Origin of the sequence: Jannaschia pagri (assembly GCF_019655435.1) — a bacterium.
Lineage (GTDB): Bacteria > Pseudomonadota > Alphaproteobacteria > Rhodobacterales > Rhodobacteraceae > Jannaschia > Jannaschia pagri.
The window spans coordinates 219,582-233,973 of the sequence record NZ_BPFH01000006.1 but is presented as its reverse complement, the minus strand read 5'-3'; the positions used below and the strand labels follow the sequence as shown (position 1 = coordinate 233,973).

Annotated in this window: 12 protein-coding genes; 5 read left to right on the top strand and 7 right to left on the bottom strand. The window is 62.5% G+C overall.

Translation table 11 applies throughout. From position 1 onward, the window contains the following. Window positions 1-201 precede the first annotated feature (201 nt). From msrQ to K5R33_RS16085, 3 genes are all read right to left on the bottom strand, one after another. Entirely contained in the window at window positions 202-816 is a 615-nt protein-coding gene (gene msrQ, locus K5R33_RS16095; RefSeq protein ID WP_220750090.1) for a protein-methionine-sulfoxide reductase heme-binding subunit MsrQ, read from the bottom strand. Window positions 817-819: 3 nt separating this feature from the next. Continuing rightward, complete coding sequence (msrP, locus tag K5R33_RS16090) at window positions 820-1,716, bottom strand: protein-methionine-sulfoxide reductase catalytic subunit MsrP (RefSeq protein ID WP_220750089.1); 897 nt, start codon at window positions 1,714-1,716, stop codon at window positions 820-822. A gap of 100 nt (window positions 1,717-1,816) precedes the next feature. Beyond that, window positions 1,817-3,325: an FMN-binding glutamate synthase family protein gene (locus K5R33_RS16085; protein ID WP_220750107.1), complete on the bottom strand. Its 1,509-nt coding sequence runs from the start codon at window positions 3,323-3,325 to the stop codon at window positions 1,817-1,819. A gap of 265 nt (window positions 3,326-3,590) precedes the next feature. Here K5R33_RS16085 and K5R33_RS16080 point away from each other — a divergent pair, with 265 nt between their 5' ends. Next, a complete protein-coding gene (locus K5R33_RS16080; protein WP_220750088.1) occupies window positions 3,591-5,933 on the top strand; it encodes a hypothetical protein in 2,343 nt (780 codons plus the stop codon). Between the two features lie 166 nt (window positions 5,934-6,099). On the opposite strand, the gene clpB is transcribed toward K5R33_RS16080, so the two are convergent. The 4 genes from clpB to ahcY all read right to left on the bottom strand — a co-directional run bounded on the left by clpB (window position 6,100) and on the right by ahcY (window position 11,530). After that, window positions 6,100-8,715: an ATP-dependent chaperone ClpB gene (gene clpB / locus K5R33_RS16075; protein ID WP_220750087.1), complete on the bottom strand. Its 2,616-nt coding sequence runs from the start codon at window positions 8,713-8,715 to the stop codon at window positions 6,100-6,102. A gap of 72 nt (window positions 8,716-8,787) precedes the next feature. Beyond that, window positions 8,788-9,492, bottom strand: a complete 705-nt coding sequence (locus K5R33_RS16070; RefSeq protein WP_220750086.1) for a hypothetical protein — start codon at window positions 9,490-9,492, stop codon at window positions 8,788-8,790. Between the two features lie 118 nt (window positions 9,493-9,610). Then, window positions 9,611-9,952 carry a DUF2853 family protein gene (locus tag K5R33_RS16065; RefSeq protein ID WP_220750085.1) on the bottom strand — a complete coding sequence of 114 codons (342 nt, stop codon included), beginning with the start codon at window positions 9,950-9,952 and terminating at the stop codon, window positions 9,611-9,613. Window positions 9,953-10,147: 195 nt separating this feature from the next. Further along, the gene (gene ahcY / locus K5R33_RS16060) at window positions 10,148-11,530 is read right to left on the bottom strand and encodes an adenosylhomocysteinase (protein WP_220750084.1); all 1,383 of its coding nucleotides are present in this window, start codon (window positions 11,528-11,530) and stop codon (window positions 10,148-10,150) included. 239 nt (window positions 11,531-11,769) lie between these two features. Here ahcY and K5R33_RS16055 point away from each other — a divergent pair, with 239 nt between their 5' ends. The 4 genes from K5R33_RS16055 to K5R33_RS16040 all read left to right on the top strand — a co-directional run bounded on the left by K5R33_RS16055 (window position 11,770) and on the right by K5R33_RS16040 (window position 14,390). Next, entirely contained in the window at window positions 11,770-12,363 is a 594-nt protein-coding gene (locus tag K5R33_RS16055) for an HD domain-containing protein (protein WP_220750083.1), read from the top strand. Then, window positions 12,356-12,805 (top strand): GNAT family N-acetyltransferase, encoded by a 450-nt coding sequence (locus K5R33_RS16050; protein ID WP_220750082.1) that lies wholly within the window; start codon window positions 12,356-12,358, stop codon window positions 12,803-12,805. The genes K5R33_RS16055 and K5R33_RS16050 overlap by 8 nt, the downstream gene beginning before the upstream one ends. A gap of 258 nt (window positions 12,806-13,063) precedes the next feature. After that, window positions 13,064-13,963, top strand: coding sequence for a LysR family transcriptional regulator (locus tag K5R33_RS16045; protein WP_220750081.1), 900 nt, complete (start codon window positions 13,064-13,066; stop codon window positions 13,961-13,963). Window positions 13,964-13,988: 25 nt separating this feature from the next. Then, on the top strand, window positions 13,989-14,390 hold the full coding sequence (locus K5R33_RS16040) for a DUF2177 family protein (RefSeq protein WP_220750080.1): 402 nt from the start codon (window positions 13,989-13,991) through the stop codon (window positions 14,388-14,390). Window positions 14,391-14,392: the final 2 nt, after the last annotated feature.

Here is a 14,392-nt window from a genome sequence, read left to right as displayed (position 1 = left end):
AGCGCCGCCGGTGAGGGGGCTTTTACGGATACCAATCCAGACCCGCAAGCGGATTTTTCACGTTCCATGAACTTTTTTTGGAACTTTTATGAAATTCTCAAGAAAGCAAAGACTTACGGAGAATACTTCTCGACCACAGGCCAGATGACGCATGAAACCAGCCATCCGCCGCCCAAAACAGCGGCATTTACTGGTCGGGCGTTACCAGGTCCGCACCCACATCAAGCGAGACGCCACCAGGCCGACTGCAATCCCGAGGTAGATCAGAGACTCAACGCTCCAGACCTTCTCCTGCATGACGAAATGCACCGCACCCAGAAGGGCCGCCGGGTAGACCAAACGATGCAAACGCCCCCAAGTCTGTGCGCCCAACCTGCGGATAGCCCCCCGCCACGAGGTTGCCGCCAGCGGGATCAGCATCACGAAGGCAGCGAACCCTATCGTGAGATACGGACGCTTCACGATCTCCGCCCCGATCAAATCCCAACGCAGTTGAAGGTCGAGGCCAAGCCAAACAGAGAAATGCAAGGCAACGTAGACGAAGGCCAGCAGACCCAGCGGCTTTCGAAACTTGATCAAGTTCACCCGCGTCAGGCGCATCAGCGGCGTGACACAGAGCGATGCCAGCAGAAACCGGAGCGACAGCAGGCCAAGGTCATGTTCCAGCGTACGCACTGGATCAAACCCCAATCGCCCCGTCAGCGTGGCAAACACCAGCCAAGCCGCCGGAACCAAGCCCAACACGTAGACCGGCCACACCGGCACCTGCCGGACCATGGCCGATAATCTCGGGCGCAGCGTCGCAACGGTTTCCATGGCTCAGAAGTTCGCCCGCAGGTCCATGCCTTCGTAGAGGCCAGCGACTTCGTCAGCGTAGCCATTGAAGGGAAGCGTATCGATGCGACGCGCGATAAGCCCGCTGCCGATCACCCGTTCCGTGGCCTGGGACCAACGCGGGTGATCCACCTCCGGGTTCACGTTGGAATAGAACCCGTATTCCCGAGGATTGGACACGTTCCACGTCGCGTGCGGCTCCTCCTCCACCAGACTGATCCGCACAATCGACTTGATTGACTTAAAGCCATACTTCCACGGCACCACCAAACGCATGGGCGCACCGTTCTGGTTTGGGATCGGCCTGCCGTAGATGCCCGTCGCCATAATGGTCAGCGGGTGCATCGCCTCATCCAGGCGCAACCCCTCACGGTAGGGCCAGTCGAGGATCGGACGCCGCACGCCGGGCATAACCTCTGGCAGGACGGCCGTCTCGAACGCGACATACTTCGCCCCCGACTGAACCCCCACCTTCGTCAGCAGCGTGTTCAGTTCGAAACCATTCCACGGGATCACCATCGACCAGGCTTCCACACAGCGGAACCGATAGATCCGCTCCACTTGGGGTAAGTCCCCGATCAGATCCGCAAGGGCGTAGTCGCCAGGACGATCCACGAGCCCATCGACGCGGACGCTCCATGGATCCGTCTGCATCTCCCCCGCGTAGCGCGCGGGGTCTGACTTACCCGTCCCGAACTCATAGTAGTTGTTGTAACCCGTGATCTCATCCCAGGTATTCGGCTCCAAGGCCTCCTGCGCGCGGGCGCCCTGCCCCAAAAGACCCGGCACGGAGCCTGCGCCAAGTGCGGCGATGATCTGACGGCGGTTCAGCCAAGCCGCCTTCGGCGTCACATCCTCGGGGGTCAAGCGGGTCTTGGTCATGGGTCCATCCTTCGACAACGTCGCACGGTCTCTACCTCACAAAGATGGAACACGGGCGCGAAGTTTCATCACCTCACAACATCGTAACGACCCGTGACTGCTACCGCGCAGCGGTCGATTGGGGCGCGTTGGACGCGGGACGCTTATGCACCTCACTCATACAGCGAGAGCTTCCGTCAGGTTGCACCAGTCGGACATGGCTCCGGCGCATTTGCCGTGGCTCGGTCACCCCGACGGAATGGGCGATCACTTCGACCTCCTTGGCGATGCCTTCCGCGTACCGCGCGACCTTGCGCCATTTGTCCTCGACCACCAGCCCCTTTTGAAACCTCGGCTGATGGGTCGTGATACCCGTCGGGCAGGTGTTCTTGTTGCACTTGAGGGCCTGGATACATCCCAGGGCGAACATGAACCCACGGGCCGAGGTCACAAAATCGGCCCCCGCGGCCAAGGCCCAGGCCACATCGCCCGGATTGACCAGTTTGCCAGACGCGACAATCCGAATGCGGTCCTTGAGACCGGCCGCGTCCCGCAACCCGCTCACCATCGGCAAGGCCTCACGGATCGACATTCCGACCAAATCGATCAGCGGCATGGGCGCGGCGCCGGTGCCGCCTTCGCCGCCGTCAATCGTGATGAAATCCGGCGCGCTGTCGGCGCCCCTCGCATTGACCTCGGCAAAGAGGTCCCGAAACGGCGCCTCCGCCCCGCCGACTGTCTTGATACCGACCGGCTTTCCCGTCACCTCGCGGATCCGGTGGATCAGGTCGAGCAACTCTCCGACGCTGGCCACCTCGCGGTGACGGTTCGGCGAGATCCCCGCCTGCCCTTCCCGCAGGCCGCGAATTTCGGCGATCTCGGGCGTGACTTTCGCCGCTGGCAGAATGCCGCCTTTTCCGGGCTTCGCGCCTTGGGCCAGCTTTAGCTCGAACATCTTGACCTCGGGCCGGGCCGCGACCTCGCGCAGTTTGTCGTCAGACAGGTTCCCCGCCTCGTCCCGCACGCCAAACTTCGCGGTCCCGATCTGAAAGACGATGTCGCACCCCCCTTCGAGGTGATACGGGCTCAGCCCGCCCTCACCGGTGTTCATCCAAATCCCCGCCTCCCGGCACCCCCGGCTCAGCGCCTGGACCGCAGGTTTCGAAATCGCGCCGTAGGACATGCCGGACAGGTTGAAGACCCGTTTTGCCTCGTAGGGAGTGCGGGCTGTCGGACCAATCACGAGCGGCGCGGTCGCAGCCGATTGCTGGTCCAGCGGCGGGAAAGGATCGTTTACGAACAGCGGCGTCCCAGGCACGGAGATGTTGCGCGTTGACCCGAAGGCCACGGTGTTGCTCCGCCCGTCCATGGCGCGCTTGATCCAGTCCCGCTGGGCACGGTTGAAGGGCAGCTCCTCCCGGTCCATTGCGAAGAAATACTGCCGAAAGAACTCCCCCAGTTCTGTGAACAGATGCCGAAACCGTCCGATGACGGGATAGTTTCTGCGGATGGCGTCTTCGGTCTGCAAACGGTCCGCGACAAACAGGCCAAAACCGATGGCGACGGCCAAACCGACGGCGAACACAAAGCCCAAAGCCAGCGCTTGTATGGCCCATCCTGCCCATTCCATGAGTATCATTCGGTCCTGCCTCCCATCCTCGCGGAGACAGTCTGCGTCGGACATCGGCACGACACAACTGTGGCAGACCCGTTTGCGATCACAACGTAATGAGCGCCATAGGACCGTTTGTTTCGACGTGGCGAACGATTAAGCACGTTTTCCATCGCGGAGGTCACGGGGCCACGTTGGCGATCGAACGATTCTGAGTCAAATTGACATCAATACGACGGTTTTGGGGACCGTGATCTGTCTGTAATTTGTGGGGGCTGTTGCCATGACCACCTTGCTGGAAGCCGCTACGGGCAACCGCGACTTTTCAATTCTCGTCCAAGCCGTACTGGTTGCAGAGGCGCCGCGCGGCAAGCCAAGCATTGCAGAACTCCTCGGTGATCCTTCGCGGAGCCTGTCGCTCTTCGCGCCAACGAACGCTGCCTTCGTCGCCGCAGCCGGTGCCTTGGGCTATGCGGGTCCGCCATCAGGCGCGCTCCCCTACCTGCTTGAGGCGCTGACCCTGATCGGCGAATCCCATGGAATGACGCTGGGCCAGGTCGTGGACATGGTGCTGCGGTATCACCTGGTGTCCGGCGACGTCGATGCAAGCGGCGCGGTCAAAACACTGTCCGGCCTGCGGATCAACGTAAACCTGGACGACGGCAAAGTGGTCGATGGGAGCCCTGAGACCGCCGACGCGAGCTTTGACGCCCCCGCCACACTGGACAATGGAACCCTGCGGGTGATCGACAACCTCCTGTTGCCCGCCCAGGCCATCCCGGCGGGCGGCAGCCTGCGCATCGGGACAAATGCGGCCGACTCCATCGAAGGCACGTCTGGCGACGATTTGATCAGCACTGGCAATTCCGATGACACCGTACGCGCCGGCGCAGGGGATGATTTCATCAAGACCGGCCGCGGGAGCGACCGTGCCTTCGGTCAGGCTGGTGACGACACCATCAAGGGCGGCGATGGCGCGGACCGGCTGTACGGCCAGAACGGAGACGACGAACTATTCGGGCAGCGCGGTGCTGATTTCCTGGACGGTGGCACCGGAAATGACACGCTGAACGGCGGAAACGGGAACGACGTTCTCTGGGGTGAGGATGGCGACGACCAAATCCTGGGCGGCTCCGGAGGGGACACCATCAGGGGCGGCGATGGTGACGATGGCATCAGAGGCGGCAACGGAGGGGACCAACTGCGCGGCGACGACGGGGCCGACACCATCCGCGCCGGAACCGGCAACGACCTGGTCTTCGGAGGCAATGGGGATGACCTGGTGTTGGGCCAAAACGGCAACGACCGGGTCTACGGCAACGCTGGCGATGACACCGTCCGTGGTGGCGGAGGCAACGACGCGGTTCTCGGCGGCGATGGCAACGATGTTCTGACGGGTGATGGCGGCAACGACTACATGCGCGGCCATGGTGGAGACGACACCCTGATAGGCGGCATCGGAGACGATACGCTGTTTGGGCTGGAGGACGACGACCTCCTGCAGGGGGGCGACGGCGATGACCGGCTGGAAGGCGGCGATGGCAACGACAGCCTATACGGTGGTGAGGGCAAGGATACCCTTCTCGCTGGGAACGGCGGTGACTTGGCCGTTGGCGGCGCTGGCGACGATGTCGTCGCAGGGGGTGCTGGTGCGGACATACTGTCTGGCGAAGACGGCAATGACAGCCTGACGGGCAACCGTGGCGACGACATGCTGTCTGGTGGCGCAGGCAACGACACGCTCCGCGCAGGGTTTGGCGATGACACGCTCGATGGTGGTGAGGGTGACGATCTGCTGCGCGGCTGGGACGGCAACGATTCCATTGTCGGCGGCGCTGGCAACGACACGGTCATCTTCGATCAATTCGATGGGGACCTGGATTACGTCGCAGGTGGCCTACACAACAACAACGTCTTCGACGAGGCAGAGGATGGCTTTGACGTCATCGATCTGTCCGAATCCAAGGCTGGATGGACCATTGACGAAGCCGGTGTCGCGACCTCGGGCACCCATCGTGTCGAGACCTTTGAGTTCAACGTCATTATCGGCAGCGATCTGGACGACGACCTGTCAGAAAACGGCGCCATCGAGAACAGTTTCATCGACGAGATCTACGCAGGCGCGGGCAACGATATCGTGCGGATCAACAAAGGTGGGTCGCAACAGGACATCTGGGATGGGGGCGACGGGACCGATACGCTCGATTTCTCCTCCAGCATCATAGGCCGGACATTCTACATGGAGACCGGTTTCCTCTCAGGCCATGGGGGCGCCTCGAGCTTTGAGAACGTCATGGCGGGCCAAGGCGACGACGATATCTTCGGCACCGCTGGGGACAACGTCATCGATGCCGGCAAAGGCGGTGACGACCTGAATGGTCTGGGTGGTTCCGATACCTTTGTGTTCCGCGCCGGTGATGGCCCCGACAAGATCCATGACTTCGACGTCACCGACGACACGATCCTTTTCGACACCGAAGGGTTCGGGTCTGCCAGCGTCGCCGCCATCAGCGGCGCAGGTGCGCGCCTGTTGGTCGAACTCCAGGGCGATGGGGCCAGCACCATCATCAACTTCGTCGGCCTGACCACCGAGGACTTCGGCGCGGTCGAGGTGACGCTCCTGTAAGGCTAAGGCCGCCGCGTCCTGTCGGACGGTGTTCAGGACTCACCAGGCCAGAAGAAGCACAGAACACTTGGGGGCGACCATATGCAGTGGTCGCCCCTTTTTTTGAACTGGGCTGCGCAGATTTGCAGCCCTTTCAGACCCCAATCCAATAAACGGCCCGACGGCCTCAATGGACCACGGCATCCTCGGGCGCGGATCGTGAGGAAGAGGCCACGCGATCCCCGATCATCAAGCCGTCTTCGGTGGCTTGCACCGCCACAACGGTGTCGTCGGCCACATCCCCTGACAACAGCATCTCGGCGAGCGGGTTCTGCAAGGCGCGCTGGATCACCCGCTTCAAAGGACGCGCCCCGAAGACCGGGTCATATCCTTCCTCGGCCAACCACTTCCGCGCAGACGCATCCAACTCCAGCCGGATCTTGCGACCCGCCAAGCGTTTGGCCAAACGCGCCACTTGGATATCGACGATGCCATCCATGTCGTCCCGCGCCAGGCGATCAAAGATGATCGTCTCATCGAGCCGGTTCAGGAACTCAGGGCGGAAATGCGCGCGCACGGCCTCCATCACGTCGCGTTTGGCCGCCCCCGCATCCGCCCCGTCGGGCAATTGGCTGAGCGCCTGGGCCCCAAGGTTGGACGTCAGAATGATCAGCGTCTGCTTGAAGTCCACAGTCCGCCCCTGCCCATCGGTCAACTGGCCATCGTCCAGAACTTGTAGCAGGACGTTGAAGACATCCGGGTGGGCTTTCTCCACCTCGTCAAACAGGACGACCTGATAGGGCCTGCGCCGCACCGCTTCGGTCAGAACACCACCCTCGTCGTATCCGACATAGCCCGGAGGGGCGCCGATCAGGCGCGCAACCGCGTGTTTCTCCATGAACTCCGACATGTCGATGCGGACCATCGCGCCGTCGTCGTCGAACAGGAACTCCGCCAGAGCCTTGGTCAACTCCGTCTTACCAACGCCGGTAGGCCCCAGGAACAGGAACGACCCCAACGGGCGCGCTTCATCATTCAGGCCCGCGCGCGCGCGACGAACGGCGTGCGCCACAGCGGTCACGGCTTGACGTTGGCCAATGACGCGGCGGCCCAACTCATCCTCCATGCGCAGCAGTTTCTCCCGCTCACCTTCCAGCATCTTGGACACGGGCACACCAGTCCAGCGCTCCACAACGCTCGCGATCTGCTCGGGGCGGACGGCCTCCTCTACCATCATGTCGTTCTCGGCCGCCTCTGCCTCGGCCAACTGCTTTTCCAAGCCTGGGATCGTCCCGTACTGCAACTCCCCCGCGCGGGCGAAATTGCCGTCCCGTTTGGCCTGGTCCAATTCGATCCGCAGCGCGTCGAGCTGCTCCTTCACCTCGCGTGCGCTTTCCAGCTTGTCCCGCTCCGCTTGCCATTGGGCGGTCATCTCGGCGGAGCGTTGTTGCAGGTCGCTCAACTCCTTCTCAAGCTTCTCCAGCCGGTCCTTGGAGGCTTGGTCGTCCTCCAGGCGCAGGGCCTCCACCTCGATTTGCTTTTGCAGGATGTCGCGGTCGAGGGCGTCCAGTTCTTCGGGTTTGGAATCGACCTCCATCCGCAGCCGGCTCGCCGCCTCATCGACCAGGTCGATGGCTTTGTCCGGCAGGAAACGGTCGGTGATGTAGCGGTTGGACAGCGTCGCAGCCGCCACCAGGGCCGAGTCGGAGATCCGCACACCATGGTGCAGCTCATACTTTTCCTTGATGCCGCGCAGGATGCTGACGGTATCCTCAACCGTCGGCTCTTCGACCATCAGGGGCTGGAACCGGCGGGCCAGAGCCGCGTCCTTTTCCACGTATTTGCGGTACTCATCGAGGGTCGTCGCCCCGACGCAGTGCAACTCGCCCCGGGCCAAGGCTGGCTTAATCAGGTTGGCGGCATCCATCGCGCCGTCGGATTTCCCGGCACCGACCAAGGTGTGCATCTCATCGATGAACAGAATGACTTCACCGGCGGCGGCGGTCACCTCGTTGAGGACGGCCTTCAACCGCTCCTCAAACTCGCCGCGATATTTCGCGCCCGCGATCAGGGCCCCCATGTCGAGGGACATGAGCCGCTTGTTGCGCAAAGACTCCGGCACATCGCCATCCACAATGCGCAGGGCCAGCCCCTCCGCAATGGCGGTCTTACCAGTGCCCGGCTCACCGATCAGGACGGGGTTGTTCTTGGTGCGGCGCGACAGGACCTGCATTGCACGGCGGATTTCTTCATCGCGGCCAATGATCGGGTCAATCTTGCCCTCGCGCGCGGCCTCGGTCAGGTCGCGCGCGTATTTCGACAGCGCCTCATAGGTATCCTCGGCCGAGGCACTATCGGCCGTCCGCCCCTTCCGCACATCATTGATAGCGGCGTTCAACGCCTGGGCATTCACCGCACCGGCATCCAGGGCATCCTTCGCCTTCGACTTGACCATAGCCAAAGCCATCAGCACCCGCTCCACGGGCACGAAGCTATCGCCGGCCTTCTTGGCGACCTTTTCCGCCTCGTCCAAGACCTTGGCCAACTCGCGGCTCATGAAAACCTGGCCCGCGTCCCCGGACACCTGGGGCAGTTTCGCGACGGCTGCCTCCACGGCTTGGCGGACCCGGTCGGGCGCACCGCCAGCGGCCCCTATCAGGTTGGCCGCCATGCCTTGGTCATCATCCAGGATCGCCTTGAGCAAATGCTCCGGCACCAGTTGTTGGTGCCCTTCGCGCGTTGCAATCGTTTGGGCAGCCTGCAGAAAGCCGCGCGCCCGCTCGGTAAACGTTTCGAGGTTCATGCCCCATCTCCTTGGTCAAGCGCCCGCGTGGCGTCCGCCCGAAACCGGCACGGACCGAACAGGCCTCGACCTTTAGATGGGGTGACTGTTGCCGATCTGCAATAGTGACCAGAGGCCGCCTTCGGGCAAAATCACCGCGAGGCCGAGCAGCGTCGCAAGAACCCCACGGTGCAGCAGGCGTCGCCAGGGCGCCAACTTTAACCGATCCCGAGACGACATGAGCGCCAGCGCCAGAAACGACGCTGCGGTCAGGGTCAACCCGTCTGGGCCACTGTCCCTTTGGGCCTCAGAGGCGAAACCCAACAGCAGGATCGCCATCGCAGGCACCCATTGCCAGCGCCGCCAGGTGGCCAGGTCCGGCCCGTCCATACAAGGCTCGCGCGTCAGGGTTTCCGTCAGCGACCGGTTGGGGGTCAGGAAGAGAATGATCCCCGCCAAGAGAAAGGTCGCCCAGGTCAGGATGAGCGACGCCAGCGTTTCTTCCCAAGCGCCAACCCACCGCATGGCCGTTACGAAACCAGCGAGCCACAGGGCCCAGCCCACGGCAGCCGGAACGCGGTCCGCAAACCGTGCCTCGCCCCCTGCACCAACGGAACGAAGCGCCGCGAGGGCCCCAAGGCAGGCGTAAAGCGTCCCAATCCCAACACGCACCGGGTCAGGATCCGGTCCCGCAAACACCAAAGCGACCGAGGCAAAGAGGCCAATCCCAACCGCTTCCGCCAAAAGCGGGAACGACAGGACGCGGCGCAGGGGATACGTGTAGTTGGCAGGGTGCATAGGCCCCTGTCGAACAGCCGCGACATCAGATCAAGCGGCGGGGCGTTTCACGCGGGGGCACCGGCGCCAGGGCGCCGATGCGCGTCCAGTCTCTGCCGATAGACCGGCGGATCGGCGGTTATCCGTAGACCGCTTCTTTACCGAAATGCCGGGTCAGCAGGTAGTACATCACGGCCCGATACTTGTTCCGCTCCGACTGGCCGTATTTTTCGACGACGGCCGCGATGCCTTCGTCCAGCTTGGGGCCATCGGACAAGCCGAGCTTCTTGATCAGAAAGTTGTTCTTAACCGTTTCCAACTCACTTGGCTGGCTGGAGGCAACGGTGGCGCTGTCGGCATTATAGATCGACGGTCCGCAGCCAATGGTGACTTTGCGCAGCAGATCCATATCCGGCTCTTCCCCGATCTTCTGTCGAATGTCGTCCGCGTATTTGCCGATCAGTTCTTCGCGTTTGCTCATGTCCATCCCTCTGTTCAGTCATGCGGCGGTCCGGTGCCTGCTGCGCAGTTTTGGCACGGACGGCCCGAAAGGGAAGAAAAAGTTAACGGAGGACCCGAAGCGGTCACCGCCGGTTCCGATTTATCCAAGGCCCACATAAAACGCACCGCGCCAACCCAATGGCGCGGTGCGTGAACCTTCGAACGTCGGGCGCGCTCAGTAACGGTAGTGTTCCGGCTTATACGGACCGTCCTGGGCGACACCGATGTAATCGGCCTGTTCCTTGCTGATCTGCGTCAGACGCACACCGATCCGGTCCAGGTGCAGACGGGCGACCTTCTCATCCAGATGCTTGGGCAGGATGTAGACGCCCGGCTGATACTCATCGCCCTTGGTCCACAGCTCGATCTGCGCCAGCACCTGGTTGGTGAAGCTGGCCGACATCACAAACGATGGGTGGCCCGTGGCATTGCCAAGGTTCAGCAGACGCCCCTCAGACAACAGGATGATGCGATTGCCCGAGGGCATCTCGATCATGTCCACCTGTTCTTTGATGTTCGTCCATTTGTGGTTCTTCAGGTTCGCGACCTGGATCTCGTTGTCGAAGTGGCCGATGTTGCCCACGATCGCCATATCCTTCATGGCGCGCATGTGCTCGATCCGGATGACGTCTTTGTTGCCGGTGGTGGTGATGAAGACGTCCGCTGTCTCGACGGCGTCCTCCAGCGTCACAACCTCGAAGCCGTCCATGGCGGCTTGCAGGGCGCAAATCGGATCGACCTCCGTCACCTTAACCCGGGCGCCAGCACCGGCCAGCGATGCCGCGGAACCCTTGCCCACGTCACCATAGCCGCAGACGACAGCGACCTTGCCCGCCATCATCGTGTCGGTGGCGCGGCGAATGCCGTCGACCAGGGATTCCTTGCAGCCGTACTTGTTGTCGAACTTCGACTTCGTGACCGAGTCGTTCACGTTGATCGCAGGGAAGGGTAGCAAGCCCTTCTTGTGCAGGTCGTACAGACGGTGGACGCCGGTCGTTGTCTCTTCGGACACGCCTTGGATCGCCTCCCGGGTCTTGGTGAACCAACCGGGGGTGGCCGCCATGCGCTTTTTGATTTGCGCGTGGATAACCTCTTCTTCCTCGGAGGTCGCAACACCCAAATCCTCGCCCGCTTCGGCCCGCGCGCCCAGCAGAATGTAGAGCGTCGCGTCGCCCCCATCGTCCAGGATCATGTTCGCGCCGTCGGGGAATTGGAACGACTTATCGAGGTAGTCCCAATGCTCCTCCAGGGTCTGCCCCTTGACGGCAAAGACCGGCACGCCCGCCTCGGCAATGGCCGCCGCTGCGTGATCTTGGGTCGAAAAGATGTTGCACGAGGCCCAGCGCACATCTGCGCCCAGCGCCACCAGCGTTTCAATCAACACGGCGGTCTGGATGGTCATGTGCAACGACCCGACAATGCGGGCCCCTGCCAATGGCTTGGCGTCTCCGAACTCGGTCCGGCACGCCATCAGCCCTGGCATCTCCGTCTCTGCGATGTCCAATTCCTTGCGGCCAAAAGCGGCCAGCGAAATGTCCTTCACGGCGTAGTCGGTCATCTTTCGATCTCCTGCGAATATCGCGTTGGCCGAGGCCCTAGCAGCCGTCCGCAGTTCAGACAACAAGCGGCGGCCGGTGGAGCCGCTAAAGCCATAGGACACGGTGTCCCAACCGGGCATAAACGATGCGGGCGCGCGCAGCGTCATCGCACTCGATACGCTTGTCTCTGCCGGAAATGACACGATAACTCCTGACCAACAGCCATCGGCCGGCACAGGACCACCGGGAAGGGAGCACAATGGCACAGGCGCGCGCATGGCAACGGATGCTGTCCGGGCGCAGGTTGGACCTGCTGGACCCGACGCCCTTCGACATTGAAATCGAGGATATTGCCCACGGCCTGGCGTTCGTGGCGCGGTGGAACGGACAGACCAAGGGCGATTGGCCCTATTCGGTCGCGGAGCACTCTCTCCTGGTGGACGACATCTTCGCTCGTCTGAGCCCGGCCACCCCGCAAGAGCGCTTGACCGCCCTGCTGCACGATGCCCCGGAATACGTCATCGGGGACATGATATCGCCGGTGAAATCAGCCGTTGGTCCCGGCTATGAAGAGTTGGATGATCGTTTGGCGGCCGCCATTCACCGCCGCTTTGGCCTGCCGTCGGTCACGCCCACACGGCTGAAGCGACGGATCAAACAAGCGGACAGGATTTCCGCCTGGTTGGAGGCGGTCCACATCGCGGGATTTGCCCGGTCCGAGGCGGATCGTTTCTTTGGGGCGCCGGATTTGGATATGATTGCTGACCTGACAATCTCGCTCCGCCCGCCAGCCGAAGTGCGGACCGCCTTCCTTGATCGCCACGCAACCCTGTTGGAGGCCTGCGATGCCTGAGATCCATATTCGACCCGCGCAGGCCTTCGACGCCGGTGCCATGGCCGACCTTCTGAATGCGATTATCGACCGAGGCGGGACCACAGCCATCAAAGGCCCGGTCAGCGGCCCGCAGCTGCGCGATTGGATGGCCCAGGCAGATATCTGGCACGTCGCAGAGCGGGAGGGCGAAATCCTCGGCTTCCAGTGGGTCGGCCCGAACGACAAGTTGCCCCCTGAGGCCTGCGATATCGCCACCTTCGTGGCCCTTGGACAGCATGGTCTCGGCGTTGGTAGCCGCCTGTTTGAGGCCACGAAGAAAGCCGCGAAGACCGCAGGTTACACCTGGATCAACGCGACTATTCGATTGGTCAACGAAGGGGGGCGCGCCTACTATGGGTCGCGCGGGTTCGAAGACTGGCAGCAGGACGGAGAGAGAGTTTCCAAGCGCTACACGCTTTAGCGCCTCAATAGGTGCCGATGCGCGCCATCCAGCCCCGAGTCGTTGCCTGGTCCGCACCGTAGGACCGTGAGGATGTCCGCATGGGCCCCGTGGAACGGACGGTACGACGGGACAAGGCGGCGCCAAGGAGAAAATCAGCAAAGGTGGCTAGCATGGGACTCACCATCGGTGGGGATTGAAACCTGTTGTTTGATGCCTCTGAACCTGCCCCCGGCGCCACTCTGGAATTCTTTGCGGATGTAAGCCAAACTAACAGGTATGACCGACTGGCGTGATATCCCCTCGCTCGCGGCCCTGCGCGCCTTCGAAGCAGCCGTCCGCTGTGGCAGTTTGTCGGCGGCGGCCCGGGAGTTGAACGTGACCCATGCCGCGATCGCGGGCCATGTGCGCGGGTTGGAGGGGTTCTTTGCCACGACCCTTCTGCGCCGGGCAGGTCAGGGGATGGACCCTACACCCGAGGGCGCCCTTTTGGCGCGCGGACTGTCGGAGAGTTTCGACATTCTGACCGCCGCGTGTCACGACCTCCGCGACCGGGGCCGCGCCCGTCCAATCTCTGTCACCACGACACCGACCTTCGCGGAATATTGGCTGATGCCGCGCCTCAGCGCGTTCTGGGCCCAGCACCCCGACATCGGTGTCACGATCAATCCGTCGCCCGATGTGCTGGACCTGCGGCGCGATGGCCACGACTTGGCCATTCGCTACGGCGAGGGCGATTGGCCGGACCTCCAATCGGAACCGCTGTTGACCGGTGACTTCGTGATCGTGGCTGCGCCGAACCTGGCGGCCCGATTGCGCCCTGCCCGGCTCGAAACACTGGCCGATCACTACTGGCTGATGTCGGAGAACCGCGCGGAGGAGGAGCATCTGTGCCGCGCGCTCGGGCGAGAGGTCGGCGCCCTGCGCGTCTATACTTTGGCGACCAACGGTATGGTGCTGTCGGCCCTGCGTGCGGGCATGGGATTGGGCCTTCAGAACAGGGTCCTGATCCAACCCGAGCTTGAATTGGGCCGTCTCGCCGTGGTCGCTCCGCTGGAGTTGAACAATGTGGGCTACCATATCGTGACGCGCGCTGATGCGGTGTCCGTGGGGTTGAACCGCTTTCGCAAGTGGCTGCTGGGGCGCCCAGATACATCCGAATACGCCTGGGGCCCGTAAAAGAAGCAGAGCGAAAGGGATCGCAATGCAACTTATACTTCTCTACGGCACGTCGGCGGCCTTCTTCCTGGTCGTCGATGCCATCGCGCTGACGCTCGTCCTCAAACCACTCTTTGAGCGCTACATTGGCGATATGCTGCGATCCCCAATCAACCTGACAGCGGCGGCGGTCTTCTACCTCTTCTACATCGCTGGCCTTTTGTACCTCGTATCGATTGCTGCCCTTCGCGCGGACTCGGTTCTCCAGGCGGGTGTCGGTGGCTTTGTGTTTGGGGCCGTGGCCTATGGCACCTACGAGTTTACCAACAAAGCGACACTCAAGGGGTGGGACTGGACGATGGTGGCCGTGGATACGACCTGGGGTGCTGTCCTGACGGGGGCCACGGCGGCCTTCGGTGTTTGGGCGACGCGGGCCATCTTGTCCTAACG

What these genes read in the sequence shown, in the direction of transcription:
- msrQ (WP_220750090.1), bottom strand. Translation starts at nt 816, where the DNA reads ATGGAAACCGTTGCGACGCTGCGCCCGAGATTATCGGCCATGGTCCGG.
- msrP (WP_220750089.1), bottom strand. Translation starts at nt 1,716, where the DNA reads ATGACCAAGACCCGCTTGACCCCCGAGGATGTGACGCCGAAGGCGGCT.
- K5R33_RS16085 (WP_220750107.1), bottom strand. Translation starts at nt 3,325, where the DNA reads ATGGAATGGGCAGGATGGGCCATACAAGCGCTGGCTTTGGGCTTTGTG.
- K5R33_RS16080 (WP_220750088.1), top strand. Translation starts at nt 3,591, where the DNA reads ATGACCACCTTGCTGGAAGCCGCTACGGGCAACCGCGACTTTTCAATT.
- clpB (WP_220750087.1), bottom strand. Translation starts at nt 8,715, where the DNA reads ATGAACCTCGAAACGTTTACCGAGCGGGCGCGCGGCTTTCTGCAGGCT.
- K5R33_RS16070 (WP_220750086.1), bottom strand. Translation starts at nt 9,492, where the DNA reads ATGCACCCTGCCAACTACACGTATCCCCTGCGCCGCGTCCTGTCGTTC.
- K5R33_RS16065 (WP_220750085.1), bottom strand. Translation starts at nt 9,952, where the DNA reads ATGAGCAAACGCGAAGAACTGATCGGCAAATACGCGGACGACATTCGA.
- ahcY (WP_220750084.1), bottom strand. Translation starts at nt 11,530, where the DNA reads ATGACCGACTACGCCGTGAAGGACATTTCGCTGGCCGCTTTTGGCCGC.
- K5R33_RS16055 (WP_220750083.1), top strand. Translation starts at nt 11,770, where the DNA reads ATGGCACAGGCGCGCGCATGGCAACGGATGCTGTCCGGGCGCAGGTTG.
- K5R33_RS16050 (WP_220750082.1), top strand. Translation starts at nt 12,356, where the DNA reads ATGCCTGAGATCCATATTCGACCCGCGCAGGCCTTCGACGCCGGTGCC.
- K5R33_RS16045 (WP_220750081.1), top strand. Translation starts at nt 13,064, where the DNA reads ATGACCGACTGGCGTGATATCCCCTCGCTCGCGGCCCTGCGCGCCTTC.
- K5R33_RS16040 (WP_220750080.1), top strand. Translation starts at nt 13,989, where the DNA reads ATGCAACTTATACTTCTCTACGGCACGTCGGCGGCCTTCTTCCTGGTC.